We start from the raw sequence: 23,997 nt of genomic DNA on the forward strand, positions 1-23,997 counted from the left end.
CCACACCCCGAACCGCATCGCGAGGCACACCGCATGAACTGGGACGACACGACCGACGACGCCGCCGGCGCGGCCGAGCGGCTGGTCGGCGCGTCCGCCGACGGCGAGGACCAGGCCGTCGAGGCCGCCCTGCGCCCCAAGGACCTCGGCGAGTTCATCGGCCAGGAGAAGGTCCGTGAGCAGCTCGACCTCGTCCTGCGGGCGGCCCGCGCCAGGGGCGCCACCGCCGACCACGTCCTGCTCTCCGGCGCCCCCGGCCTCGGCAAGACGACCCTGTCGATGATCATCGCCGCCGAGATGGGCGCCCCGATCCGCATCACCAGCGGCCCCGCCATCCAGCACGCGGGCGATCTCGCGGCGATCCTCTCCTCCCTCCAGGAGGGTGAGGTCCTCTTCCTCGACGAGATCCACCGGATGTCGCGGCCCGCCGAGGAGATGCTCTACATGGCGATGGAGGACTTCCGCGTCGACGTCATCGTCGGCAAGGGCCCCGGCGCCACCGCCATCCCGCTCGAACTGCCGCCCTTCACCCTGGTCGGCGCCACCACGCGCGCGGGCCTGCTGCCGCCCCCGCTGCGCGACCGCTTCGGCTTCACCGCGCACATGGAGTTCTACGAACCGGCCGAGCTGGAGCGCGTGGTCCACCGCTCCGCCGCTCTCCTCGACGTGGAGATCGACCCGGACGGCGCAGCGGAGATCGCCGGGCGCTCCCGCGGCACGCCCCGTATCGCCAACCGCCTGCTGCGCCGGGTGCGGGACTATGCGCAGGTCAAGGCGGACGGCTCGATCACCCGCGACATCGCGGGCGCCGCCCTCGCGGTCTACGAAGTGGACGAGCGGGGTCTCGACCGCCTCGACCGGGCGGTCCTGGAAGCCCTGCTCAAGCTGTTCAGCGGCGGTCCGGTCGGCCTGTCGACGCTCGCGGTGGCCGTGGGGGAGGAGCGGGAGACGGTCGAGGAGGTGGCCGAGCCCTTCCTCGTGCGCGAGGGACTTCTCGCCCGCACGCCCCGTGGCCGCGTCGCCACCCCCGCCGCATGGGCGCACCTGGGCCTCGTGCCCCCGCGGCAATCGGGTGGAAAGGGACAGCAGGATCTGTTCGGGGCATGACCGCGACGGGCCAGGGGCCCCGGAAGCTTCCGAAGGATCTCCGTTCAGGCCCCCGGCGGTGGCGCAACCTCGTCGAAACGGTGCGGATAGTCGCGGGGTCAGGAACCCCGGTGCCATGCTGAGCGTTGTTCGTTAGGCGCGGACTCGCTTAGACTCCGCCGATGCCGCCCTTGTGGGCGGCGTGCCCACCCCCATCCAGTAGGCCGCTTCACCCGCGCGGTCGTGCGAAGGAAATTCCGTCCCGTGAATATCGTGACCCTCCTCCCGTTCATCGTGCTCATCGGGGCCATGTTCCTGATGACCCGGTCGGCGAAGAAGAAGCAGCAGGCCGCCGCGCAGATGCGTAACGACATGCAGCCCGGCACCGGCATCCGCACGATCGGTGGCATGTACGCCACCGTCAAGGAGGTTCACGACGACGCCGTCCTCCTTGAGGTGGCCCCCGGTGTCCACGCGGTCTACGCGAAGAACGCGATCGGCGCGGTCCTCCCCGACGACGAGTACAACCGCATCGTGCACGGCGAGGACGCCCTGAAGGAGGACACCCCCGTCGTCCCCGACGACGCCTCCTCCCTGACCGAGACCGACGAGCCCGCCGACGCCTCCGACGACTCGCGCATCGACCTCGGCAAGAAGGACACGGCCGCCGAGGCCGACGACGCGGAGCCGAAGAAGACCGACGGCGAGTCCGACGCGAAGTAGCCACGACCGGGGGTCGTGGGGTGCGCCGCTCGCGCGCCACGGGCCCTGGACCTCGTGCATTTCGCGCCGAGTCTCGACACCACTTCATGGCCGCCCGCCCGGGTCCTCCCCGCAACCGCCGGGGCCGGACCGGACGCCGGGCGGTTGGACAGGGAGAACGAGAAGGTGGCAGCACCGAAGAAGGGCCGAAGGCAGAGCGCACCGGGCAAGCCGGGCCGCGCACTGGCCTTCATCCTGATCGCCCTCGTGGCGCTGACCGGGGGAATGTTCCTTTCCGGGCACACCACGCCGCGTCTGGGCATCGACCTCGCGGGTGGCACGAGCATCACGCTTGAGGCGAAGAACGAGCCGGGTCAGAAGAACGCGATCAACCCGACCAACATGAACACCGCGGTTGACATCATCAACAACCGTGTCAACGGTCTGGGTGTCTCCGAGGCCGAGGTCCAGACCCAGGGCGATCGCAACATCATCGTCAACATCCCCAAGGGGACGAACGAGAAGCAGGCGCGCGAGCAGGTCGGCACGACCGCTCAGCTCTACTTCCGTCCGGTGATCACCCAGGCCGCAGGCGCGCCGACTCCCGATCCGTCCGCCACGGACAAGGAGAAGGACAAGGCCACCGACAAGCCCACCGACAAGGCGACGGACAAGCCCACCGACAAGGCCACGGACAAGGCCACGGACGGCGCGGACAAGCCGAACTCCTCCGCGACCCCCCAGGGCCGTGCCCTCACCGACGCCCTGAAGGCCGACCCGACGCCGTCCGCCTCGGACAAGGCCAAGGACGGCAAGAAGGACGACGGCAAGAAGGACGACGGCAAGAAGGACGAGACGCCGAAGCCCGACCCGGCCACGGCCAAGCTTCAGGAGCAGTTCACCAAGCTGGACTGCACGGACAAGAAGCAGCGCGTCGAGGCCGGCCGCGGCATCAAGCCGTCCGAGCCGACCATCGCCTGCGGCAAGAGCGCCGACGGCAAGAGCTGGGACAAGTTCATCCTCGCCCCGGCCGAGGTCAACGGCAAGGATGTCGACGAGGCGCAGGCGACCATCAACCAGCAGACCGGTGCCTGGGTCGTCAACATGGAGTTCACCAAGGGCGGCGCGGACAAGTTCTCGAAGGTCACGAGCAAGCTGTCGCAGCAGCAGCCCCCGCAGAACCAGTTCGCCATCGTCCTCGACGGCGACGTCGTCTCGGCTCCCAGCGTCAACACGACCCTGAGCAAGAACGCCGAGATCTCCGGCAGCTTCAACCAGCAGTCCGCCAAGGACCTGGCCAACGTCCTGTCGTACGGCGCGCTGCCGCTCACCTTCCACGAGCAGAGCGTCACCACGGTCAGCCCGGCCCTCGGCGGCGAGCAGCTGCACGCGGGTCTCATCGCGGGCGCCATCGGCCTCGCGCTGGTCATCATCTACCTGGTGGTCTACTACCGCGGCCTCTCGCTCATCGCCATCGCGAGCCTCCTGGTCTCCGCGGCGCTGACGTACACGATCATGACGCTGCTCGGCCCGACCATTAAGTTCGCGCTGAACCTGCCCGCGGTCTGCGGTGCCATCGTGGCGATCGGCATCACGGCGGACTCCTTCATCGTGTTCTTCGAGCGCGTGCGGGACGAGGTCCGCGAGGGCCGCTCGCTGCGTCCGGCCGTGGAGCGCGGCTGGCCGCGCGCCCGGCGCACCATCCTGGTCTCCGACTTCGTGTCGTTCCTCGCCGCCGCCGTGCTGTTCGTGGTGACGGTCGGCAAGGTGCAGGGCTTCGCGTTCACGCTCGGCCTGACCACCCTGCTCGACGTCGTGGTGGTCTTCTTCTTCACCAAGCCGCTGATGACGCTCATGGCACGCAAGAAGTTCTTCGCGAGCGGCCACAAGTGGTCCGGCTTCGACCCCAAGCGCCTCGGGGTCAAGCCCCCGATCCGCCGGGCCCGCCGCGTCCCCGGTTCCTCCGCTGGCCCTGTCGACCCGAAGGAGGCCTGAGGTGTCGAAGCTCGGTAATCTCGGCGCCAGGCTCTACCGCGGCGAGGTCGGCTACGACTTCGTCGGCAAGCGCAAGATCTGGTACGGCATCTCGATCCTGATCACCATCACGGCCATCCTCGGCCTGGCGGTGCGCGGCCTGAACATGGGCATCGAGTTCGAGGGCGGCGCCGTCTTCAACACCCCGAAGACGACCGCCTCGGTCGCGCAGGCCGAGGAGTCCGCGGAGAAGGCCTCCGGCCACGACGCGATCGTCCAGAAGCTGGGCGAGAACGAGATGCGCATCCAGATCGCCGGTGTGGACATCAAGAAGTCCGACCAGATCAAGAAGGCGCTCGCCGAAGACCTCGACGTCAAGGCCGGCGACATCAACGCCGACCTGGTCGGCCCGAGCTGGGGCGAGCAGATCGCCAACAAGGCCTGGCAGGGCCTGGCGATCTTCATCATCCTCGTGGTGATCTACCTGGCCATCGCCTTCGAGTGGCGGATGGCCCTGGCGGCACTCATCGCGCTCATCCACGACATCACCATCACCGTGGGTGTGTACGCGCTGGTCGGCTTCGAGGTCACGCCCGGCACGGTGATCGGTCTGCTGACCATCCTCGGTTACTCGCTCTACGACACGGTGGTGGTCTTCGACAGCTTGAAGGAGCAGTCGAAGGACATCACCAAGCAGACCCGCTACACCTACAGCGAGATCGCCAACCGCAGCATCAACGGCACCCTGGTGCGCTCCATCAACACCACGGTCGTCGCGCTGCTCCCGGTCGGCGGCCTGCTGTTCATCGGTGGCGGTGTGCTGGGCGCGGGCATGCTCAACGACATCTCGCTCTCGCTGTTCGTCGGCCTCGCGGCCGGTGCGTACTCCTCGATCTTCATCGCCACGCCGCTCGTCGCCGACTTCAAGGAGCGCGAGCCGCAGATGAAGGCCCTCAAGAAGCGGGTGCTCGCCAAGCGCGCGGCGGCCGCGGCCAAGGGCGAGTCGGCGGAGACGCCGGAGCCCGAGGGCGACGAGCCGCAGGACGGTTACGAGGACGACGCGGCCCCGGCCGTCGTCGGCCCCCGCACCCAGCCCGCGTCGCGCAACCGCGGCCGGGGACGTCCCTCGGGCAAGCGCCGATGACCGGCACCGAACCCGCCGACCGCACGGACGTCACGGAGCTGCTGCTCAGCCGCATCCGCGATGTCGTGGACTACCCGGTGCCCGGGGTGACGTTCAAGGACATCACCCCGCTCCTGGCGGACCCGGCGGCGTTCGCGGCGCTCACCGAGACGCTCGCCGGGCTCTGCGTGCGGCACGGTGCCACGAAGGTCGTCGGCCTGGAGGCCCGCGGCTTCATCCTCGGCGCCCCCGCCGCGCTCCGCGCCGGGCTCGGCTTCATCCCCGTGCGCAAGGCGGGCAAGCTGCCCGGCGCCACGCTCCGCCAGAGCTATGACCTGGAGTACGGCAGCGCCGAGATCGAGGTGCACGCCGAGGACCTGGCGGCGGGCGACCGCGTCATGGTCATCGACGACGTCCTCGCGACCGGCGGCACCGCGGCCGCCTCGCTCGACCTGATCCGGCGCTCCGGCGCCGAGGTGGCCGGGGTGGCCGTGCTCATGGAGCTCGGTTTCCTCGACGGCCGCCAGAAGCTGGCGGGCGCGCTGAACGGCGCGCCCCTGGAGGCGCTGATCACGGTCTGAGTCCGGTCGCACCGTCGGGGACGGTGTGCGGCACAGCTGAGACGACGGGCGTTCCGGCCACCGGCCGGGGCGCCCGTCGCCGTTTCGGCCGGTTCCAGCCCTGGACGGCGTGGCGGCGGGGCGCCGCGGACCGGCCGGAGCGTCGGCCCGGGAGGGCGACGGGCCGACCGGGGCGCGCGGCGGGCCGTCCGGGCCCGCGGGGGGAATCGACGGCTCGTCCCATGCGTTTCCCCAGTACAGAGCGGTCTCACCGGCCCAAGGCGAGCCGAAGGCCCAGGATCGATACCATGGACTCTTCGGGGCCTGTCCGGGGGACCCCGATCGCGCACAGGGAGCGCTCTTGCCAGACGAGTCCCAGCCACTCACCGCCGCCAAGGCAGGCCAGAAGGCACAGCAGGCCTCGGCGGACTCTGTCGCGCCCGCCAAGAAGGCCGCGGGCGGCCAGGGCGGCACGTCCGCGCAGCGCGCCCAGGGAGAGGTCTCCCGGGGCGACAAACCGGCCGAGCAGCCCCGCCCGAAGCCCGCCGCGGACCACCATCCGACGGCCCCGGCGATCCGCCCCGCCACGGGACAGCCCTCGCGCTCCGGCTCCTCCAACCGCGTACGGGCCCGCCTGGCGCGTCTCGGCGTCCAGCGCTCGAACCCGTACAACCCGGTCCTGGAGCCGCTGCTGCGGATAGTGCGCAGCAACGACCCCAAGATCGAGACGTCCACGCTGCGCCAGATCGAGCGGGCCTACCAGGTCGCCGAGCGCTGGCACCGCGGCCAGAAGCGCAAGAGCGGCGATCCCTACATCACGCACCCGCTCGCCGTGACGACGATCCTCGCCGAGCTCGGCATGGACCCCGCCACCCTGATGGCCGGGCTCCTGCACGACACCGTCGAGGACACCGAGTACGGCCTGGACACCCTCAAGCGCGACTTCGGCGACCAGGTCGCCCTGCTCGTCGACGGCGTCACCAAGCTGGACAAGGTCAAGTTCGGCGAGGCCGCGCAGGCCGAGACCGTGCGCAAGATGGTCGTCGCCATGGCCAAGGACCCCCGCGTCCTGGTCATCAAGCTCGCCGACCGCCTGCACAACATGCGCACGATGCGCTATCTCAAGCGCGAGAAGCAGGAGAAGAAGGCCCGCGAGACCCTGGAGATCTACGCTCCGCTGGCGCACCGCCTGGGCATGAACACCATCAAGTGGGAGCTGGAGGACCTCGCCTTCGCGATCCTCTACCCCAAGATGTACGACGAGATCGTGCGCCTGGTCGCCGAGCGTGCCCCCAAGCGCGACGAGTACCTCGCCATAGTGACCGACGAGGTCCAGGCCGACCTGCGCTCCGCCCGCATCAAGGCGACCGTCACCGGGCGCCCCAAGCACTACTACAGCGTCTACCAGAAGATGATCGTCCGCGGCCGTGACTTCGCGGAGATCTACGACCTGGTGGGCATCCGCGTCCTCGTCGACACGGTCCGGGACTGCTATGCCGCACTCGGCACGGTCCACGCGCGATGGAACCCGGTCCCCGGCCGGTTCAAGGACTACATCGCGATGCCGAAGTTCAACATGTACCAGTCGCTGCACACGACGGTCATCGGCCCCAACGGCAAGCCCGTCGAGCTCCAGATCCGCACGTTCGACATGCACCGCCGCGCGGAGTACGGCATCGCCGCGCACTGGAAGTACAAGCAGGAGGCCGTCGCCGGTGCCTCCAAGGTGCGCACCGACGTGCCGAAGAAGTCCGGCGGCAAGGACGACCACCTCAACGACATGGCGTGGCTGCGCCAGCTCCTGGACTGGCAGAAGGAGACCGAGGACCCCAGCGAGTTCCTGGAGTCGCTGCGCTTCGACCTCTCGCGCAACGAGGTCTTCGTGTTCACGCCGAAGGGCGACGTCATAGCGCTCCCGGCGGGCGCCACCCCGGTCGACTTCTCGTACGCGGTGCACACCGAGGTCGGCCACCGCACCATAGGGGCGCGGGTCAACGGCCGTCTGGTGCCGCTCGAATCGACCCTGGACAACGGCGACCTCGTGGAGGTCTTCACCTCCAAGGCGGCGGGCGCGGGCCCGTCCCGCGACTGGCTCGGCTTTGTCAAGTCACCGCGAGCGCGCAACAAGATCCGCGCGTGGTTCTCCAAGGAGCGCCGCGACGAGGCCATCGAGCAGGGCAAGGACGCCATCGCGCGGGCCATGCGCAAGCAGAACCTGCCCATCCAGCGGATTCTCACCGGCGACTCCCTGGTCACGCTCGCCCACGAGATGCGCTACCCCGACATCTCCTCGCTGTACGCGGCGATCGGCGAGGGCCATGTCACCGCGCAGTCCGTCGTGCAGAAGCTCGTGCAGGCGCTCGGCGGCGAGGAGGCGGCCAACGAGGACATCGCCGAGAGCGCGCCGCCCTCGCGGGGCCGCAGCAAGCGCCGCTCGAACGCCGACCCCGGTGTGGTGGTCAAGGGCGTCGACGACGTGTGGGTCAAGCTGGCCCGCTGCTGCACGCCTGTGCCCGGCGACCCCATCATCGGCTTCGTCACCCGCGGCAGCGGCGTATCGGTGCACCGCAGCGACTGTGTGAACGTGGACTCGCTCTCGCGGGAGCCCGAGCGCATCCTGGAGGTCGAGTGGGCGCCCACCCAGTCCTCGGTCTTCCTGGTGGCCATCCAGGTCGAGGCCCTGGACCGCTCGCGCCTCCTGTCGGACGTCACGCGCATCCTCTCCGACCAGCACGTGAACATCCTGTCGGCGGCCGTGCAGACCTCGCGCGACCGCGTGGCCACGTCCCGCTTCACCTTCGAGATGGGCGACCCCAAGCACCTGGGGCATGTGCTCAAGGCGGTCAGGGGCGTCGAGGGCGTGTACGACGTGTACCGGGTGACGTCGACGCGCAGGCCGTAGCCACGACGGCCGGTCAGTGAGAACCGGTCACTACGTAGAGGGGCTCCCGTACGCGATGTACGGGAGCCCCTCTACGTAAAGAGCGGAAAACGTCAGCCGCCGAACTCGTGCAGGCCCTTCAGCGCCTGGTCGAGCAGCGCCTGGCGGCCGTCGAGCTCGCGCTGGAGCTTGTCGGCCTTCGCGGTGTTGCCCGCGGCGCGCGCCGACTCGATCTGGCCGTGCAGCTTGTCCACGGCGGCCTGGAGCTGACCGGTGAGACCCTCGGCACGCGCGCGTGCCTCCGGGTTCGTGCGGCGCCACTCGGCTTCCTCGGACTCCTGCAGGGCCCGCTCCACGGCGTGCATCCGGCCCTCGACCTTCGGCCGCGCGTCACGCGGGACGTGGCCGATGGCCTCCCAGCGCTCGTTGATCGAGCGGAAGGCGGCACGGGCGGACTTCAGGTCCTTCACCGGGAGAAGCTTCTCGGCCTCCTCGGCCAGCTCCTCCTTCAGCTTGAGGTTCTCCGTCTGCTCCGCGTCGCGCTCGGCGAACACCTCGCCGCGCGCCGCGAAGAAGACGTCCTGGGCACCGCGGAAGCGGTTCCACAGGTCGTCCTCGTGCTCGCGCTGCGCGCGGCCCGCGGCCTTCCAGTCGGCCATCAGCTCGCGGTACCGCGCGGCCGTCGGACCCCAGTCCTTCGACCCCGAGAGCGCCTCGGCCTCGCCGACCAGCTTCTCCTTGGCCTTGCGGGCCTCCTCGCGCTGCGCGTCCAGCGAGGCGAAGTGCGCCTTGCGGCGCTTGGAGAACGCCGAGCGGGCGTGCGAGAAGCGGTGCCACAGCTCGTCGTCGGACTTGCGGTCGAGTCGCGGCAGGCCCTTCCAGGTGTCCACCAGGGCCCGCAGCCGCTCGCCCGCCGCCCGCCACTGCTCGCTCTGGGCGAGCTCCTCGGCCTCGGTGACCAGGGCCTCCTTGGCCTGCCGCGCCTCGTCGGACTGCTTGGCCTTCTGGGCCTTGCGCTCCTCGCGCCGGGCCTCGACGGTCTCGACCAGCTTGTCGAGCCGCTTGCCCAGGGCGTCCAGATCGCCGACCGCGTGCGCCTCGTCGACCTGCTGGCGCAGGTGGTCGATGGCGGTCGTGGCGTCCTTGGCCGACAGGTCGGTCGTCTTCACCCGGCGCTCGAGAAGTCCGATCTCGACGACCAGACCGTCGTACTTGCGCTCGAAGTAGGCGAGGGCCTCATCAGGGGATCCTGCCTGCCACGAACCGACCACTCGCTCGCCGCCGTCGGCCGTACGCACGTACACGGTCCCCGTCTCGTCGACGCGGCCCCACGGGTCGCTGCTCACAGCGCCTCCTCCACATGATGCCTGCGCAGGGCCTTCGGGCCCCCGGCATCGTCCACAGTTTCGTCACCGCCAACATAGGCGACCGGCGGGGCGGCTGTCCGCATCCCGCACGACCGAAGTTTGCCCGGCGGGGCTCAGGACCTGGTGACGGTCGCCTTGTCGATGACGACGGTCGCGTTCGGTGCGCCGTCGCCCTGCCCGCTGCTCTCCCCGGCCTCGGCGATCTTCTTGAGCACCTTCATGCCGGATTCGGAAATGGTCCCGAACGGTGTGTAGTCGGGCGGCAGCTGACTGTCCTGGTAGACGAGGAAGAACTGGCTGCCGCCGGTGTCGCGGCCCTTCTTCTTCGCGGCGTTGTACTGGTTCGCCATGGCGACCGTGCCCGCCGGATACACGTTCCCCTTCAGGCGCTTGTCCTTCAGGTTCTCGTCCGGGATGGAGTAGCCGGGGCCGCCCTCGCCGGTGCCCTTCGGGTCGCCGCACTGGAGGACGTAGATGCCGCCCGTGGTGAGGCGGTGGCACTTGGTGTGGTCGAGATAGCCCTTCTTCACCAGGAAGTCGAACGAGTTGACCGTGTGCGGTGCCTTGGCCGCCGACAGGTCGAGGCCGATGTCGCCGCACGTCGTCCTCAGATCCATCGTGTAGTCGGCGGACCTGTCGATGGTGAGCGCCGGTTCCTTGTCGAAGTCCAGCGCCTTGACCTTGCCCGGCGCCGGCTCGCGGCAGGGGTCCTTCGGCGTGCTCGTCGGCTCCGCCGCGGCCTCGTCGTCCCTGGCCCCGCCGTCGCCGTCGAAGGCGCCCGCCGCGTACGACACCGCGCCCCCCGCCACGACCACCGCGAGCGCGCCCGCGAGCACCGCGTTGCGCATCCGCGCCCTGCGCCGGGCGGCCTCACGCCGCTCCTGCTGACGCTGGAACTTCTCCCGGGCGAGCTGCCGCCGCCGCTGATCGTTGCTGACCACCGGGTTATCTCCCCTTTTCTGGTGACCGCCTGAGTGTGCCCGTACCGTATATGGGTTACCTGTGGAATCGGCAGCGCCGGTAGGCTCTGATCTGCCGTGATCCTCCGCCGGGGGCCGCGGCCCATGCCGCCGGACGACGAATGAAGGACGATCGTGCTGATTGCCGGGTTCCCCGCCGGGGCCTGGGGGACCAACTGCTACCTGGTCGCCCCCGCCGCAGGCGAGGAGTGCGTGATCATCGACCCGGGCCACCAGGCCGCCCAGGGAGTCGAGGACGCACTCAAGAAGCATCGGCTCAAGCCCGTCGCGGTCATCCTCACCCATGGCCACATCGACCACGTCGCCTCGGTCGTCCCGGTGTGCGGGGCGCACGACGTGCCCGCGTGGATCCACCCCTCCGACCGGTACATGATGAGCGACCCCGAGAAGGCCCTCGGCCGCTCCATCGGGATGCCGCTCATGGGCGAGCTGACGGTGGGGGAGCCCGACGACGTGCGGGAGCTGTCCGACGGCGCGGGGCTGAAGCTGGCCGGGCTCGACTTCTCCGTCGCGCACGCCCCGGGGCATACGAAGGGGTCGGTGACCTTCCGGATGCCCGAGACGCAGGAGATCCCCTCGGTCTTCTTCTCCGGGGATCTGCTCTTCGCCGGCTCCATCGGACGCACCGACCTGCCCGGCGGCAGCCACCCGGAGATCCTCGAGTCGCTGGCACGCGTGTGCCTGCCGCTCGACGACTCCACCGTGGTGCTGTCCGGCCACGGCCCCCAGACATCCATCGGCCAGGAACGCGCCACCAACCCGTATCTGCGGCAGGTGGCCGCGGGCCTTCCAGGCCACAGCGCGGACGACACGTCCGCGCCGCGACGAGGAATGTGACGACAACACCCGTGAGCACCTTCAAGGCCCCCAAGGGCACCTACGACCTGCTTCCGCCGGAGTCCGCGAAGTTCCTCGCGGTCCGCGAGGCTATCGCCGCGCCGCTGCGCACCTCCGGCTACGGCTACATCGAGACGCCCGGATTCGAGAACGTCGAGCTGTTCGCGCGCGGTGTCGGCGAGTCCACCGACATCGTCACCAAGGAGATGTACGCCTTCACCACCAAGGGCGGCGACGAGCTCGCGCTGCGCCCCGAAGGCACCGCCTCCGTGCTGCGCGCCGCCCTGGAGGGCAACCTCCACAAGGCGGGCAACCTCCCGGTCAAGCTCTGGTACTCCGGCTCGTACTACCGCTACGAGCGCCCCCAGAAGGGCCGCTACCGCCACTTCTCGCAGGTCGGCGCCGAGGCGCTCGGTGCCGAGGACCCGGCGGTCGACGCCGAGCTGATCATCCTGGCCGACCAGGCCTACCGCTCGCTCGGCCTGCGGAACTTCCGCATCCTGCTCAACTCCCTCGGCGACAAGGAGTGCCGTCCGGTCTACCGGGCCGCGCTCCAGGACTTCCTGCGCGGCCTGGACCTGGACGAGGAGACTCGTCGGCGTATCGACATCAACCCGCTGCGGGTCCTTGACGACAAGCGCGCCGAGGTGCAGAGGCAGCTCGTGGGCGCGCCCTCGCTCCGCGACCACCTGTGCGAGGCGTGCAAGGCGTACCACGAGGAGGTCCGTGAGCTGATCACGGCGGCGGGCGTCGTCTTCGAGGACGACGAGAAGCTGGTCCGGGGCCTGGACTACTACACCCGCACCACCTTCGAGTTCATCCACGACGGACTGGGCTCGCAGTCCGCGGTCGGCGGCGGCGGGCGCTACGACGGCCTGTCCGAGATGATCGGCGGCCCCGCGCTGCCCTCGGTCGGCTGGGCGCTCGGCGTGGACCGCACGGTCCTCGCCCTGGAGGCGGAGGGTGTCGAGCTCGAACTCCCCGCGTCCACCAGCGTCTTCGCCGTCCCGCTCGGCGACGAGGCCCGCCGGGTCCTCTTCGCCAAGGTGACGGAGCTGCGCAAGGCCGGTGTCGCGGCCGACTTCAGCTACGGCGGCAAGGGCCTCAAGGGCGCCATGAAGAACGCCAACCGCAGCGGCGCCAGGTTCACGGTCGTCGCGGGCGAGCGTGACCTCGCCGAGGGTGTCGTCCAGCTCAAGGACATGGAGTCCGGCGAGCAGGAAGCCGTCGCGGTGGACGAGATCGTCGCGGTGCTCACGGCGAAGCTGGCGTAACCGGAGTCCGGCGCGTATCCGGCCCGCGCGTACGCGAGGTGTGTCCATCCGGCGGTGGACACACAGGTACGTACGGCAGAATGTCCCTGCCCGCGGCCACCACAAGCGACGGAACGGCGTGATGAGCAAAACGATGTCAGCGAAGGACGACGCCCTGGACCGTGAGGAGCGGGTGGCCGCGCCCAGGAGCGCCGGCGCCGGCCTCGCACTCGCCCTGCTCCTGGTGATCACCGGCGCGGGCGGCCTGCTCGCCTCCTGGGTCATCACCCTCGACAAGTTCGAGCTCCTCAAGGACCCGAACTTCCAGCCGGGGTGCAGCATCAACCCGGTGGTCGCGTGCGGCAGCATCATGAAGAGCGAGCAGGCCGAGGCCTTCGGGTTCCCCAACCCGATGCTGGGCCTCGTCACCTACGCTGTCGTGATCGGCGTCGGCGTGAGCCTGCTGGCGGGGGCCCGGTTCCCGCGCTGGTACTGGCTGACGTTCAACGCGGGCGCGCTCTTCGGCGTCGGTTTCTGCACCTGGCTGATGATCCAGTCGCTCTACCACATCAACGCGCTCTGCCTCTGGTGCTGCCTGGCCTGGACCGTCACGCTCCTGATCTTCTGGTACGTCACGTCCTTCAACATCCGCCACGGCTTCCTGCCCGCGCCCCGCTGGGCCAAGGGCTTCCTGGAGGACTTCACCTGGGCGCTGCCGGTGATGCACATCGGCGTCATCGCCATGCTGATCCTCACCCGGTGGGGCGCGGACCTCTGGGCCTGAGCGGGGCGGCCGGGGCCCCGGCGGTCCCGGGGCGTCCGGTGCTCCCGGCCGGATTGTCAGTGGCGTGACATAGGGTTCTTGACGTGGAGCCCGACCTGTTCACCGCCGCCGCCGAAGACCGCCAGGAAAAGGACCCGTCCAGCAGCCCCCTGGCCGTCCGGATGCGCCCGCGCACCCTCGACGAAGTCGTCGGCCAGCAGCATCTGCTCAAGCCGGGCTCGCCCCTGCGCCGCCTGGTCGGCGAGGGCGGCGGAGGCCCCGCGGGCCCGTCGTCGGTCTTCCTGTGGGGCCCGCCCGGCATCGGCAAGACGACCCTGGCGTACGTGGTCTCCAAGGCGACGAACAAGCGCTTCGTGGAGCTCTCCGCGATCACCGCGGGCGTGAAGGAAGTGCGCGCGGTCATCGACGGCGCCCGCAGGGCGATGGGCGGCCACGGCAAGGAGACCGTCCTCTTCCTGGACGAGATCCACCGCTTCAGCAAGGCCCAGCAGGACTCCCTGCTCCCCGCCGTGGAGAACCGCTGGGTGACGCTCATCGCGGCGACCACCGAGAACCCGTACTTCTCGATCATCTCCCCGCTGCTCTCCCGCTCCCTGCTGCTCACCCTCGAACCGCTCACCGACGACGACCTGCGCGGTCTGCTGCGCCGGGCCGTCGCCGACGAGCGGGGTCTCGGCGGCGCGGTCGAGCTGCCCGAGGAGGCCGAGGAGCACCTGCTGCGGATCGCGGGCGGCGACGCCCGGCGCGCGCTCACCGCCCTGGAGGCGGGCGCGGGATCGGCGCTGGCCAAGGGCGAGAAGGAGATCACCCTCCAGACCCTTGAGGAGTCCGTCGACCGGGCCGCCGTGAAGTACGACCGCGACGGCGACCAGCACTACGACGTCGCGAGCGCCCTGATCAAGTCCATCCGCGGCTCCGACGTCGACGCGGCCCTGCACTATCTGGCCCGCATGATCGAGGCGGGCGAGGACCCCCGCTTCATCGCCCGGCGCCTGATGATCTCCGCGAGCGAGGACATCGGCCTGGCCGATCCGACGGCCCTGCCCACGGCGGTCGCCGCCGCGCAGGCCGTCGCCATGATCGGCTTCCCGGAGGCCGCGCTCACCCTCAGTCACGCCACGATCGCCCTCGCCCTCGCCCCGAAGTCGAACGCGGCGACGATCGCCATCCAGCAGGCCCAGGCCGACGTCCGCGGCGGCCTCGCGGGCCCGGTCCCGCCCCACCTGCGCGACGGTCACTACAAGGGCGCGGCCAAGCTCGGCCACGCCCAGGGCTACGTCTATCCCCACGACGTCCCCGGCGGCATCGCCGCCCAGCAGTACGCCCCGGACACCATCGAGGGCAAGCGTTACTACCAACCGACCCGCTATGGCGCCGAGGCCCGCTATGCCGATGTCGTCGAGCGCGTCCGCGCCCGCCTCAGGGGCGAGCAGCCCGAGGGGTGAGGAGGGGCGCGGCGGGCTCCGGGCGGAGGCACCCCCGCCGACCCGGTACACTTGCCGCTAGCGCTGCGTCCCGTGTCCGGTCTCGTGCCGGCACCACCAGAGCGGGACATCCAGCCGGAACCCCGGCGCCGTGAGGCAAGGGGATCCAGGAGCGTCGCGCACCGTCGAAGGTGTCGCGGGCAGCCCACCACCATCCCGTATCCCGGGAATCGGCCGGTGGGCCACTCGCGTGCTGCACATAGTGCCCAGACCAGGGAGCGGCTGCCTTGTGAAGCCATGGCCTCACGAGGTTTCCCAGGCTGCGGATGCGACCTCCCCTAACCACTGGTGAAGCCGATTTCACAATGAACAGAGAGGTTGGTTCATGCCGAACCAGTCCCGCCCCAAGGTCAAGAAGTCGCGTGCCCTCGGCATCGCGCTGACCCCGAAGGCCGTCAAGTACTTCGAGGCCCGCCCCTACCCGCCGGGCGAGCACGGCCGTGGGCGCAAGCAGAACTCGGACTACAAGGTCCGTCTGCTCGAGAAGCAGCGTCTGCGCGCGCAGTACGACCTCTCCGAGCGCCAGCTCGTCCGTGCCTACGAGCGTGCGTCCAAGACGCAGCTCAAGACCGGTGAGGCCCTGGTCATCGAGCTGGAGCGTCGTCTCGACGCCCTGGTTCTGCGTTCGGGCATCGCCCGCACGATCTACCAGGCCCGCCAGATGGTCGTGCACGGCCACATCGAGGTCAACGGCGGCAAGGTCGACAAGCCGTCCTACCGCGTCCGTCCCGACGACGTCGTGATGGTCCGCGAGCGCAGCCGCGAGAAGCCGCTGTTCCAGGTCGCGCGTGAGGGTGGCTTCGCCCCCGACGGCGAGACCCCGCGCTACCTCCAGGTGAACCTGAAGGCCCTGGCCTTCCGCCTGGACCGCGACCCGAACCGCAAGGAGATCCCCGTGATCTGCGACGAGCAGCTCGTCGTCGAGTACTACGCCCGCTGACCCGGACGTAGCTCACCCTGCTTCAGCCCGTCGCCTCCCCGCCCCTCCCGGCGGGGCGGGCGGCGGGTTCGCTCGTATCCGGGCCCGGTGTGCAGCGCCCGCGCCACCGCCGCGTCGAGGTCGAGCTCCGCGCCCGCGCGCACGCACTCCTCGTACCGCTCGTCGCCGAGCTCCCCGCGGGCCATCTCCTCGCAGGCCGTGTGCGGACCGCCGAAGTTGCCCGAGCCGAACAGCGGCAGGCCCACCGAGGGCCAGATGCGGGACGCGGCGCCCTGGAGCACCGCCGCCTCCGCCGCGTCGCCCTCCGCCGCCGTGAACATGGCGATCAGCTCGATGGCGAGGACCGCGCCGAGCAGATCGCGGAAGCGGTGGTCCAGGTCGAGCGACTCGGTGAGCAGCTCCCGCGCCGTATCGGCCTCGCCGCGCGTCCAGGCGGCGTACCCCAGCACGTACAGCGCGTACGCGAGGGTCCAGCGCTCGCCGTGGTCCTCGCAGATCCGGCGCACGTCCTCGCACAGCTCCACCGCGATCCCCAGCTCACCCCGGAACGCCAGGGCCATGGCCAGCTCGACCTGGCCCATCAGGACGTTGCTGTTGAGCTCGCCGATCTCCTGGTAGCGGTCGAGGGCCGAGCGCAGCAGCGCCTCGGCGCGCGGGATGTCGTCGGTGACCAGGGCGAGACAGCCGATGCGGTGCTCCGCGTACGCCGCGGCGACCGCGCTGCCGGAAAGATCGGCGCCCTCACGGCACTCGTGCAGCGCGGCGAGCGCGGCGACGGTGTCGCCCTGGAGCACCGCCACATAGCCGAGCACCCAGAGCGCCTTGAGCCGCGCGTCCTCGTGGCCGCCATCGAGTTCGAGGGAGCGGTCGAGCCAGTGCCTGCCCTCCGCGAGCCGGCCGCAGCCGACCCAGTAGAACCACATCGTGCCCGCTAGGTACTGCCCCAGGTGCGCCTCGTCGCGCTCGGTCAGACAGAACTCAAGGGCGGCCCGCAGATTGGGCAGCTCCATCTCGACCAGGGCGGCGACCGCGGTCTGGCGCGGCGAGAACCAGTCCAGCTCGCACCAGGTGGCGAGGCCCATGTACCAGTCGCGGTGCCTGCGCCGCAGCCGGGTGGCCTCGCCCGCCGCCTCCAGCCAGTCGAGGCCGTACGCCCTGACCGTGTCGAGCATCCGGTAGCGGACGCCCGCCGCGCTCTCCTCGCGGACCACCACCGACTGGGCGATCAGCTCGTCCAGGACGCCGAGGACATCCTCGGCGGGCAGGTCGTCCCCGGCGCAGATGTACTCGGCCGCCTCCAGGTCGAACTGCCCGGCGAACACCGCAAGCCGCGACCACAGCAGCCGCTCCAGGGGCGCGCACAGCTCATGGCTCCAGCCGATGGCCGTGCGCAGCGTCTGGTGGCGCGGCGGTACGTCGCGGCGGGCGCCGGTCAGCAGCCGGAACCGGTCGTCGAGCCGGGCGAGGAGCTGGGCGGGGGAGAGCGCCCGCAGCCTGCCCGCGGCCAGCTCCACGGCGAGCGGGATGCCGTCCAGGCGGCGGCAGAGCTCCAGGACGTCCTCGCGGTTGCCGTCGTCGACGGCGAAGTGCGGCAGCCCGGCCGCGGCCCGGTCGGCGAAGAGCTCCGCGGCCTCCGCCTCGGGCAGCGGCGCGAGCGGCAGGAGCCGTTCGCCGCCGGTCTGGAGGGGCCTGCGGCCCACCGCGAGGATCCGCAGCCCGGGGGCGTGCGTGAGCAGATCTCGTACGAGCGGGGCGCACGCCTCGACGAGGTGCTCGAACCCGTCGAGCACGAGGAGCAGCTCCCGCTCGCCGAGGTGGACCCGGAGCGCCTCGCGGGGCGGCCTGCTCGTGTGGTCGGTGAGCTGGAGTGCCTCGGCGACGGCGTGGTCCAGGAGCTCGGCGTCCCGCAGCGCGGCCAGCTCCACGAGCCAGGCGCCGTCGCGCGGGGACCGCTCGGCCGCGGCCCGTACGGCCAGGCGCGACTTCCCGACGCCGCCGACACCCGTCACGGTGACGAGCCGGGCCGTCCGCAACGCGGAGGTCAGCTCGTCCAGTTCACGGGTGCGGCCGATGAAGGCGTTGAGTTCCAGCGGCAGATTGCCGGGTCGAGTACATCGCATGGGGTACGGAGCGTACTCATCCGCATGCGGTCCGTACAATCACTTCGAACAACTCCTGTGACACCGAGAGCTCATGCGGTAGGGAGTGGCGATCCCGGCGCGATAGGCTCGGCAGACGACTTTTCGATGTTCAGGGACGAAGTCTCGACGATGTCTCAGGGAGCGGTGCCAAGTGTCCGGTGGAGAGGTTGCCGGGATTCTGGTGGCCGTCTTCTGGGCGATCCTGGTCTCCTTCCTCGCGGTGGCGCTCGCGAGGCTGGCCCAGACGCTCAGGGCGACCACCAAGCTCGTCGCGGACGTGACCGAGCAGGCGGTGCCCCTGCTGGCGGACGCCTCCACCGCGGTGCGCTCGGCGCAGACGCAGATCGACCGCGTGGACGCCATCGCCTCCGATGTCCAGGAGGTCACGTCGAACGCCTCGGCGCTCTCGACGACGGTCGCCTCCACGTTCGGCGGCCCGCTCGTCAAGGTGGCCGCGTTCGGCTACGGCGTGCGCCGGGCCATCAGCCGCAAGGCCGGACCTGAAGCAGGGGAAGTGCCCGCCAAGTCGTCCCGTCGTACGGTGATCGTGGGCCGCACGGTGCCGTCCGCGCGCCAGAAGAAGCGGGACACCCGGAATAAGAGGGACTGACACAGCGATGTTCCGCCGTACGTTCTGGTTCACCGCGGGCGCAGCCGCCGGTGTGTGGGCCACCACCAAGGTCAACCGCAAGCTCAGGAAGCTGGCGCCCGAGAGCCTGGCCGCGCAGGCGGCGAACAAGGCGATCGAGGCGGGCCACAAGCTCAAGGACTTCGCGCTCGACGTCCGCGACGGCATGGCCGAGCGGGAGGCCGAGCTCGGCGACGCCCTCGGTCTCAACGCCCACCCCGACGCACTCCCCGGGCGCCGCTTCGCGGTCATCGAGAACCGCAGCCCCGCCAAGGCGGACGGCACCCCGTACGACAGCACCAACGACAAGAAGACGAAGTACATCGAGAACACGACGTACTCGTACAACCGGAATGAGGACCACTGATGGAGTCGGCAGAAATCCGCCGCCGCTGGCTGAGCTTCTTCGAGGAGCGCGGGCACACCGTCGTCCCTTCGGCGTCGCTCATCGCGGACGACCCGACTCTGCTGCTCGTCCCCGCGGGCATGGTGCCCTTCAAGCCCTACTTCCTCGGTGAGGTCAAGCCGCCCGCCCCGCGCGTCACCAGCGTGCAGAAGTGCGTGCGTACGCCCGACATCGAAGAGGTCGGCAAGACGACCCGGCACGGCACGTTCTTCCAGATGTGCGGCAACTTCTCCTTCGGCGACTACTTCAAGGAAGGCGCCATCAAGCTGGCCTGGGAGCTGCTCACCAGCTCCGTGGCCGACGGCGGCTACGGCCTCGACCCCGAGAAGCTCTGGATCACCGTCTACCTCGACGACGACGAGGCCGAGCGGATCTGGCACGAGGTGGTCGGCGTGCCCAAGGAGCGCATCCAGCGCCTGGGCAAGAAGGACAACTTCTGGTCGATGGGCGTCCCCGGACCCTGCGGCCCGTGCTCGGAGATCAACTACGACCGCGGTCCCGCGTTCGGCGCCGAGGGCGGCCCCGCCGTCAACGACGAGCGCTACGTGGAGATCTGGAACCTGGTCTTCATGCAGTTCGAGCGCGGCGCGGGGGACGGCAAGGAGGACTTCCCGATCCTCGGCGAGCTGCCCTCGAAGAACATCGACACGGGCCTCGGCCTCGAACGCCTCGCCATGATCCTGCAGGGCGTACAGAACATGTACGAGACGGACACCCTCCGCGTCGTCATGGACAAGGCCACCGAGCTGAGCGGCGTGCGCTACGGCGCCGAGGCCGGGTCCGACGTCTCCCTGCGTGTCGTCGCGGACCACATCCGTACGTCGGCCATGCTCATCGGCGACGGCGTCACGCCCGGCAACGAGGGCCGCGGCTACGTCCTGCGCCGCATCATGCGCCGCGCCATCCGCAACATGCGCCTGCTCGGCGCCACCGGACCCGTCATCAAGGAGCTCATCGGCGTCGTGATCGACACGATGGGCCTGCAGTACCCCGAGCTCATCGCCGAGAGCAAGCGGATCGAGACCGTCGCCCTGGCCGAGGAGGCCGCCTTCCTCAAGGCGCTCAAGGGCGGCACGAACATCCTCGACACCGCCGTCACCGAGACCAAGGCCGCGGGCGGCAAGGTGCTCTCCGGCGACAAGGCGTTCCTGCTGCACGACACGTGGGGCTTCCCGATCGACCTCACCCTGGAGATGGCCGCCGAGCAGGGCCTCGCCGTGGACGAGGACGGCTTCCGGCGCCTGATGAAGGAGCAGCGGGACCGCGCCAAGGCCGACGCCAGGGCCAAGAAGACCGGCCACGCCGACCTGCACGCCTACCGCGAGATCGCCGACAACGCCGGGGCCACCGACTTCACCGGCTACTCCGACACGGAGAACGAGGCCCGGATCGTCGGCCTCCTGGTCAACGGCGTCTCCTCGCCCGCCGCCACCGAGGGCGACGAGGTCGAGATCGTCCTGGACCGCACCCCGTTCTACGCCGAGGGCGGCGGCCAGATCGGCGACACCGGCCGCATCCGCCTGGACAGCGGTGCCGTCGTGGAGATCCGCGACGTGCAGAAGCCGGTGCCCGGCGTGCATGTGCACAAGGGTGTCGTCCAGGTCGGCGAGATCACCGTGGGCGCCCAGGTCTGGGCCTCGATCGACGCCCACCGCCGCCGCGCCATCGCCCGCGCCCACTCCGCCACGCACCTCACGCACCAGGCGCTGCGCGACGCGCTCGGCCCCACGGCCGCCCAGGCCGGTTCCGAGAACCAGCCCGGCCGCTTCCGCTTCGACTTCGGTTCGCCCTCGGCCGTGCCCACGGCCGTGATGACCGACGTAGAGCAGAAGATCAACACGGTTCTCGCCCGGGAGCTGGACGTCCAGGCCGAGGTCATGTCGATCGACGACGCCAAGAAGCAGGGCGCCATCGCCGAGTTCGGCGAGAAGTACGGCGAGCGCGTGCGCGTCGTCACCATCGGTGACTTCTCCAAGGAGCTGTGCGGCGGCACGCATGTGCACAACACCGCCCAGCTCGGCCTGGTCAAGCTGCTCGGCGAGTCCTCCATCGGCTCCGGTGTGCGGCGCATCGAGGCGCTGGTCGGCGTGGACGCGTACAACTTCCTCGCCCGGGAGCACACGGTCGTCGCCCAGCTCCAGGAACTGGTCAAGGGCCGTCCCGAGGAGCTGCCGGAGAAGATCTCCACGATGCTCGGCAAGCTCAAGGACGCCGAGAAGGAGATCGAGAAGTTCCGCGCGGAGAAGGTCCTCCAGGCCGCCGCCGGTCTCGTCCAGGGCGCCAAGGACGTACGCGGTGTCGCGGTCGTCACCGGCCAGGTGCCGGACGGCACGGGCGCCGACGACCTGCGCAAGCTGGTCCTCGACGTGCGCGGCCGCATCCCGGGCGACCGCCCGGCCGTGGTCGCCCTGTTCACGACGGCCAACGGCAAGCCGCTCACGGTCATCGCCACCAACGAAGCCGCGCGTGAGCGCGGCCTCAAGGCCGGTGACCTGGTCCGCACGGCGGCCAAGACCCTCGGCGGCGGTGGCGGCGGCAAGCCGGACGTCGCCCAGGGCGGCGGCCAGAACCCGGCCGCCATCGGCGACGCCATCGCGGCCGTCGAGCGCCTCGTCACCGAGACGGCCTGATGACCGAGCCTGCACCGGGCATGCGCCGGGGCCGTCGGCTGGCCATCGACGTCGGTGACGCCCGGATCGGGGTCGCCTCGTGCGACCCCGACGGAATCCTCGCCACCCCGGTCGAGACGGTGCCGGGACGTGACGTCCCGGCCGCCCAGCGCCGGTTGAAGCAGCTCGCCGAGGAGTACGAACCGATCGAGATCGTCGTCGGCCTCCCTCGCTCCCTCAACGGGGGCGAGGGCCCGGCGGCGGCCAAGGTCCGCGCGTTCACCCAGGACCTCGCCCGCATGGTCGCCCCCCTTTCGGTGCGGCTCGTGGACGAGAGGATGACCACAGTGACGGCCGGTCAGGGACTGCGCGCCTCGGGCGTGAAGTCCAAAAAGGGCAGGTCTGTCATCGATCAGGCAGCCGCTGTGATCATCCTTCAGCAGGCACTGGAGTCCGAACGGGCGTCAGGTAAAGCTCCCGGCGAGGGCGTCGAAGTGGTCATCTGATCGCGATACGGTAACGTTCCGCGCGATGCGGCGGTGTTCGAACAGCTGCCGCACAGCATCAAGAGGCGGAACGGTTGCCCGGCCACCCAACGGCGGCCCCGCCTCGCGGCATGTAGGGGATCGATGACTGAGTATGGCCGGGGCCCAGGCTCCGAACCGTGGCATCCGGAGGACCCGTTGTACGGGGACGGCGGATGGGGAGGACAGCAGCCCGCGGGCGGCTCGTCCACCTACGGCGGCCAGGGGCAGTACCACCAGCCGCACCAGCATCAGCAGCCTCATCAGGCCCAGTACGGCGACGACTGGAGCAGCGGTCAGCAGCCCGCCTACGGCCAGTCGGCGTACGGCGGCGGTCAGCAGCAGTACGAAGGTCAGCCCGCCCAGGCCTACAACGGCGGGTCGGGGCAGGGATATGACGGAGGGTCCGGGCAGGGGTACGGCGACGGGTCCGGACAGGGCTACAACGGCGGTCCGGGCCACGGTCAGGGCGGTGGCTCCGAGTCCGGTTACCCCGCGGGACCCGAATCCGGTTACGGCGGCGGCCACGATCCCTACGGCAACGGTGGCTATGACACCGGACAGCGGCCGCAGGCGCCGTACGCGGGCGATCCGATGGACCCGTACGGCGGACGGCCCGCCGAGTACGCCGAGGAGAACCCCGACTACTACTCTACGCCCGACGCCTATGCGCCACCGGAGCCGCCGGGGCGGCGCCGTCCGGCGGAGCGGGAGGCCGACCCGGGGGCGGAGACCGACTGGGACCCGGGTCCCGACCGGGGTGAGCACGCCTTCTTCGCGGGCAGGGACGACGACGCCGACGATTCCGACGACCCGGGGCGCGGCGGCGGACGCGGTGACCGGCGCGGTGGCAGGGGCGGCAAGAAGCCGAGGAAACGCCGCAGCGGCTGCGCCTGTCTGGTGGTCACCCTGGTCTTCGGCGGCGGCCTGGCCGGTGTCGGCTACTTCGGCTACCAGTTCTACCAGGATCGTTTCGGCACCGCGCCGGACTTCGCGGGCGAGGGCTCGGGCGCGGTCATCGTCGACATCCCCAAGGACGCGGGCGGCTACGAGATCGGCGGCAAGCTCAAGGCGGCCGGAGTCGTCAAGAGCGTCGACGCGTTCGTCTCGGCCCAGGGCAAGCATCCGCAGGGGCAGTCGATCCAGTCCGGCGTCTACACCCTGAAAAAGGGAATGTCGGCCGCGAGCGCCGTCGAGCTGATGCTGAACCCGAAGAGCCGCAGCAACCTCATCATCCCGGAGGGCAGGCGGAACAAGTGGGTCTACGAACAGATCGACACACGCCTGAAGGTCGCGAAGGGCACCACCGAAAAGGTCGCCAAGAACGACTGGAAAAAGCTCGGACTGCCCGCCTGGGCGAATACGAACAAGGACATCAAGGACCCGCTGGAAGGATTCCTCTACCCCTCCAGCTATCCGGTCGCAAAGGGTCAGAAGCCCGCCGACGTACTGCGCAAGATGGTCGCCCATGCCAATGAGAAGTACGAGCAGCTCGGGCTCAAGGAAAAGGCCGCGGAACTGAAGCTGAAGGACCCGCTCCAGGTCCTGACCGTGGCGAGCCTGGTGCAGGCGGAAGGCAAGTACAAGCACGACTTCGAGAAGGTCGCGACGGTCGTCTACAACCGCCTGAAGCCCACGAACACCGAGACCTACGGCCTGCTCGACTTCGACTCCACGGTGAACTACCTGCGCGGCGAGTCCAAGCTCGGCACCGGCAC

At 70.2% G+C, this 23,997-nt stretch carries 19 protein-coding genes; 16 read left to right on the forward strand and 3 right to left on the reverse strand.

The window, feature by feature from the left end:
* Positions 1-33: 33 nt before the first annotated feature.
* The 6 genes from ruvB (at position 34) to AB8Z36_RS03870 (ending at position 8,347) form a co-directional block, all read left to right on the forward strand.
* The gene (gene ruvB, locus AB8Z36_RS03845) at positions 34-1,107 is read left to right on the forward strand and encodes a Holliday junction branch migration DNA helicase RuvB (RefSeq protein ID WP_369211743.1); all 1,074 of its coding nucleotides are present in this window, start codon (positions 34-36) and stop codon (positions 1,105-1,107) included.
* A gap of 243 nt (positions 1,108-1,350) precedes the next feature.
* On the forward strand, positions 1,351-1,809 hold the full coding sequence (yajC, locus tag AB8Z36_RS03850) for a preprotein translocase subunit YajC (protein ID WP_369211726.1): 459 nt from the start codon (positions 1,351-1,353) through the stop codon (positions 1,807-1,809).
* 165 nt (positions 1,810-1,974) lie between these two features.
* Positions 1,975-3,783, forward strand: a complete 1,809-nt coding sequence (gene secD, locus AB8Z36_RS03855) for a protein translocase subunit SecD (protein ID WP_369211727.1) — start codon at positions 1,975-1,977, stop codon at positions 3,781-3,783.
* 1 nt (position 3,784) lies between these two features.
* On the forward strand, positions 3,785-4,906 hold the full coding sequence (gene secF / locus AB8Z36_RS03860; protein WP_369211728.1) for a protein translocase subunit SecF: 1,122 nt from the start codon (positions 3,785-3,787) through the stop codon (positions 4,904-4,906).
* Complete coding sequence (locus AB8Z36_RS03865) at positions 4,903-5,466, forward strand: adenine phosphoribosyltransferase (RefSeq protein ID WP_369211729.1); 564 nt, start codon at positions 4,903-4,905, stop codon at positions 5,464-5,466. Before secF ends, AB8Z36_RS03865 begins: the two co-directional genes overlap by 4 nt.
* A 340-nt stretch (positions 5,467-5,806) precedes the next feature.
* Entirely contained in the window at positions 5,807-8,347 is a 2,541-nt protein-coding gene (locus tag AB8Z36_RS03870; RefSeq protein WP_369211730.1) for a RelA/SpoT family protein, read from the forward strand.
* A 92-nt stretch (positions 8,348-8,439) separates the two neighbouring features.
* Here the strand turns inward: AB8Z36_RS03870 and AB8Z36_RS03875 are convergent, their stop codons facing one another.
* Together AB8Z36_RS03875 and AB8Z36_RS03880 are read right to left on the reverse strand one after the other, a co-directional pair.
* Positions 8,440-9,672 (reverse strand): DUF349 domain-containing protein, encoded by a 1,233-nt coding sequence (locus AB8Z36_RS03875; RefSeq protein ID WP_369211731.1) that lies wholly within the window; start codon positions 9,670-9,672, stop codon positions 8,440-8,442.
* 134 nt (positions 9,673-9,806) lie between these two features.
* Positions 9,807-10,634: a peptidylprolyl isomerase gene (locus tag AB8Z36_RS03880; RefSeq protein WP_369211732.1), complete on the reverse strand. Its 828-nt coding sequence runs from the start codon at positions 10,632-10,634 to the stop codon at positions 9,807-9,809.
* Between the two features lie 153 nt (positions 10,635-10,787).
* Here AB8Z36_RS03880 and AB8Z36_RS03885 point away from each other — a divergent pair, with 153 nt between their 5' ends.
* The 5 genes from AB8Z36_RS03885 to rpsD all read left to right on the forward strand — a co-directional run bounded on the left by AB8Z36_RS03885 (position 10,788) and on the right by rpsD (position 15,971).
* Positions 10,788-11,510: an MBL fold metallo-hydrolase gene (locus AB8Z36_RS03885; protein WP_369211733.1), complete on the forward strand. Its 723-nt coding sequence runs from the start codon at positions 10,788-10,790 to the stop codon at positions 11,508-11,510.
* A gap of 11 nt (positions 11,511-11,521) precedes the next feature.
* Positions 11,522-12,784, forward strand: a complete 1,263-nt coding sequence (gene hisS, locus AB8Z36_RS03890) for a histidine--tRNA ligase (protein WP_369211734.1) — start codon at positions 11,522-11,524, stop codon at positions 12,782-12,784.
* Between the two features lie 121 nt (positions 12,785-12,905).
* On the forward strand, positions 12,906-13,547 hold the full coding sequence (locus tag AB8Z36_RS03895) for a vitamin K epoxide reductase family protein (protein ID WP_369211735.1): 642 nt from the start codon (positions 12,906-12,908) through the stop codon (positions 13,545-13,547).
* An 83-nt stretch (positions 13,548-13,630) separates the two neighbouring features.
* The gene (locus tag AB8Z36_RS03900) at positions 13,631-14,992 is read left to right on the forward strand and encodes a replication-associated recombination protein A (RefSeq protein WP_369211736.1); all 1,362 of its coding nucleotides are present in this window, start codon (positions 13,631-13,633) and stop codon (positions 14,990-14,992) included.
* A 364-nt stretch (positions 14,993-15,356) separates the two neighbouring features.
* Positions 15,357-15,971: a 30S ribosomal protein S4 gene (gene rpsD, locus AB8Z36_RS03905; protein WP_055563995.1), complete on the forward strand. Its 615-nt coding sequence runs from the start codon at positions 15,357-15,359 to the stop codon at positions 15,969-15,971.
* On the opposite strand, the gene AB8Z36_RS03910 is transcribed toward rpsD, so the two are convergent.
* A complete protein-coding gene (locus AB8Z36_RS03910) occupies positions 15,959-18,091 on the reverse strand; it encodes an ATP-binding protein (RefSeq protein WP_369211737.1) in 2,133 nt (710 codons plus the stop codon). The genes rpsD and AB8Z36_RS03910 overlap by 13 nt on opposite strands.
* A 172-nt stretch (positions 18,092-18,263) precedes the next feature.
* Here AB8Z36_RS03910 and AB8Z36_RS03915 point away from each other — a divergent pair, with 172 nt between their 5' ends.
* The 5 genes from AB8Z36_RS03915 to AB8Z36_RS03935 all read left to right on the forward strand — a co-directional run.
* Positions 18,264-18,722, forward strand: a complete 459-nt coding sequence (locus tag AB8Z36_RS03915; RefSeq protein ID WP_369211738.1) for a DUF948 domain-containing protein — start codon at positions 18,264-18,266, stop codon at positions 18,720-18,722.
* Positions 18,723-18,729: 7 nt separating this feature from the next.
* A complete protein-coding gene (locus AB8Z36_RS03920) occupies positions 18,730-19,107 on the forward strand; it encodes a DUF6167 family protein (protein WP_369211739.1) in 378 nt (125 codons plus the stop codon).
* Positions 19,107-21,776 carry an alanine--tRNA ligase gene (alaS, locus tag AB8Z36_RS03925; RefSeq protein ID WP_369211740.1) on the forward strand — a complete coding sequence of 890 codons (2,670 nt, stop codon included), beginning with the start codon at positions 19,107-19,109 and terminating at the stop codon, positions 21,774-21,776. The genes AB8Z36_RS03920 and alaS overlap by 1 nt, the downstream gene beginning before the upstream one ends.
* Positions 21,776-22,261 carry a Holliday junction resolvase RuvX gene (gene ruvX / locus AB8Z36_RS03930; RefSeq protein WP_369211741.1) on the forward strand — a complete coding sequence of 162 codons (486 nt, stop codon included), beginning with the start codon at positions 21,776-21,778 and terminating at the stop codon, positions 22,259-22,261. Before alaS ends, ruvX begins: the two co-directional genes overlap by 1 nt.
* Before the next feature lie 123 nt (positions 22,262-22,384).
* Positions 22,385-23,997, forward strand: a 1,613-nt coding sequence (locus AB8Z36_RS03935) for an endolytic transglycosylase MltG (RefSeq protein WP_369211742.1), incomplete at its 3' end; no start/stop codon positions are given.

It is taken from the genome of Streptomyces flavofungini, from assembly GCF_041028215.1.
Classification (GTDB): domain Bacteria; phylum Actinomycetota; class Actinomycetes; order Streptomycetales; family Streptomycetaceae; genus Streptomyces; species Streptomyces flavofungini_B.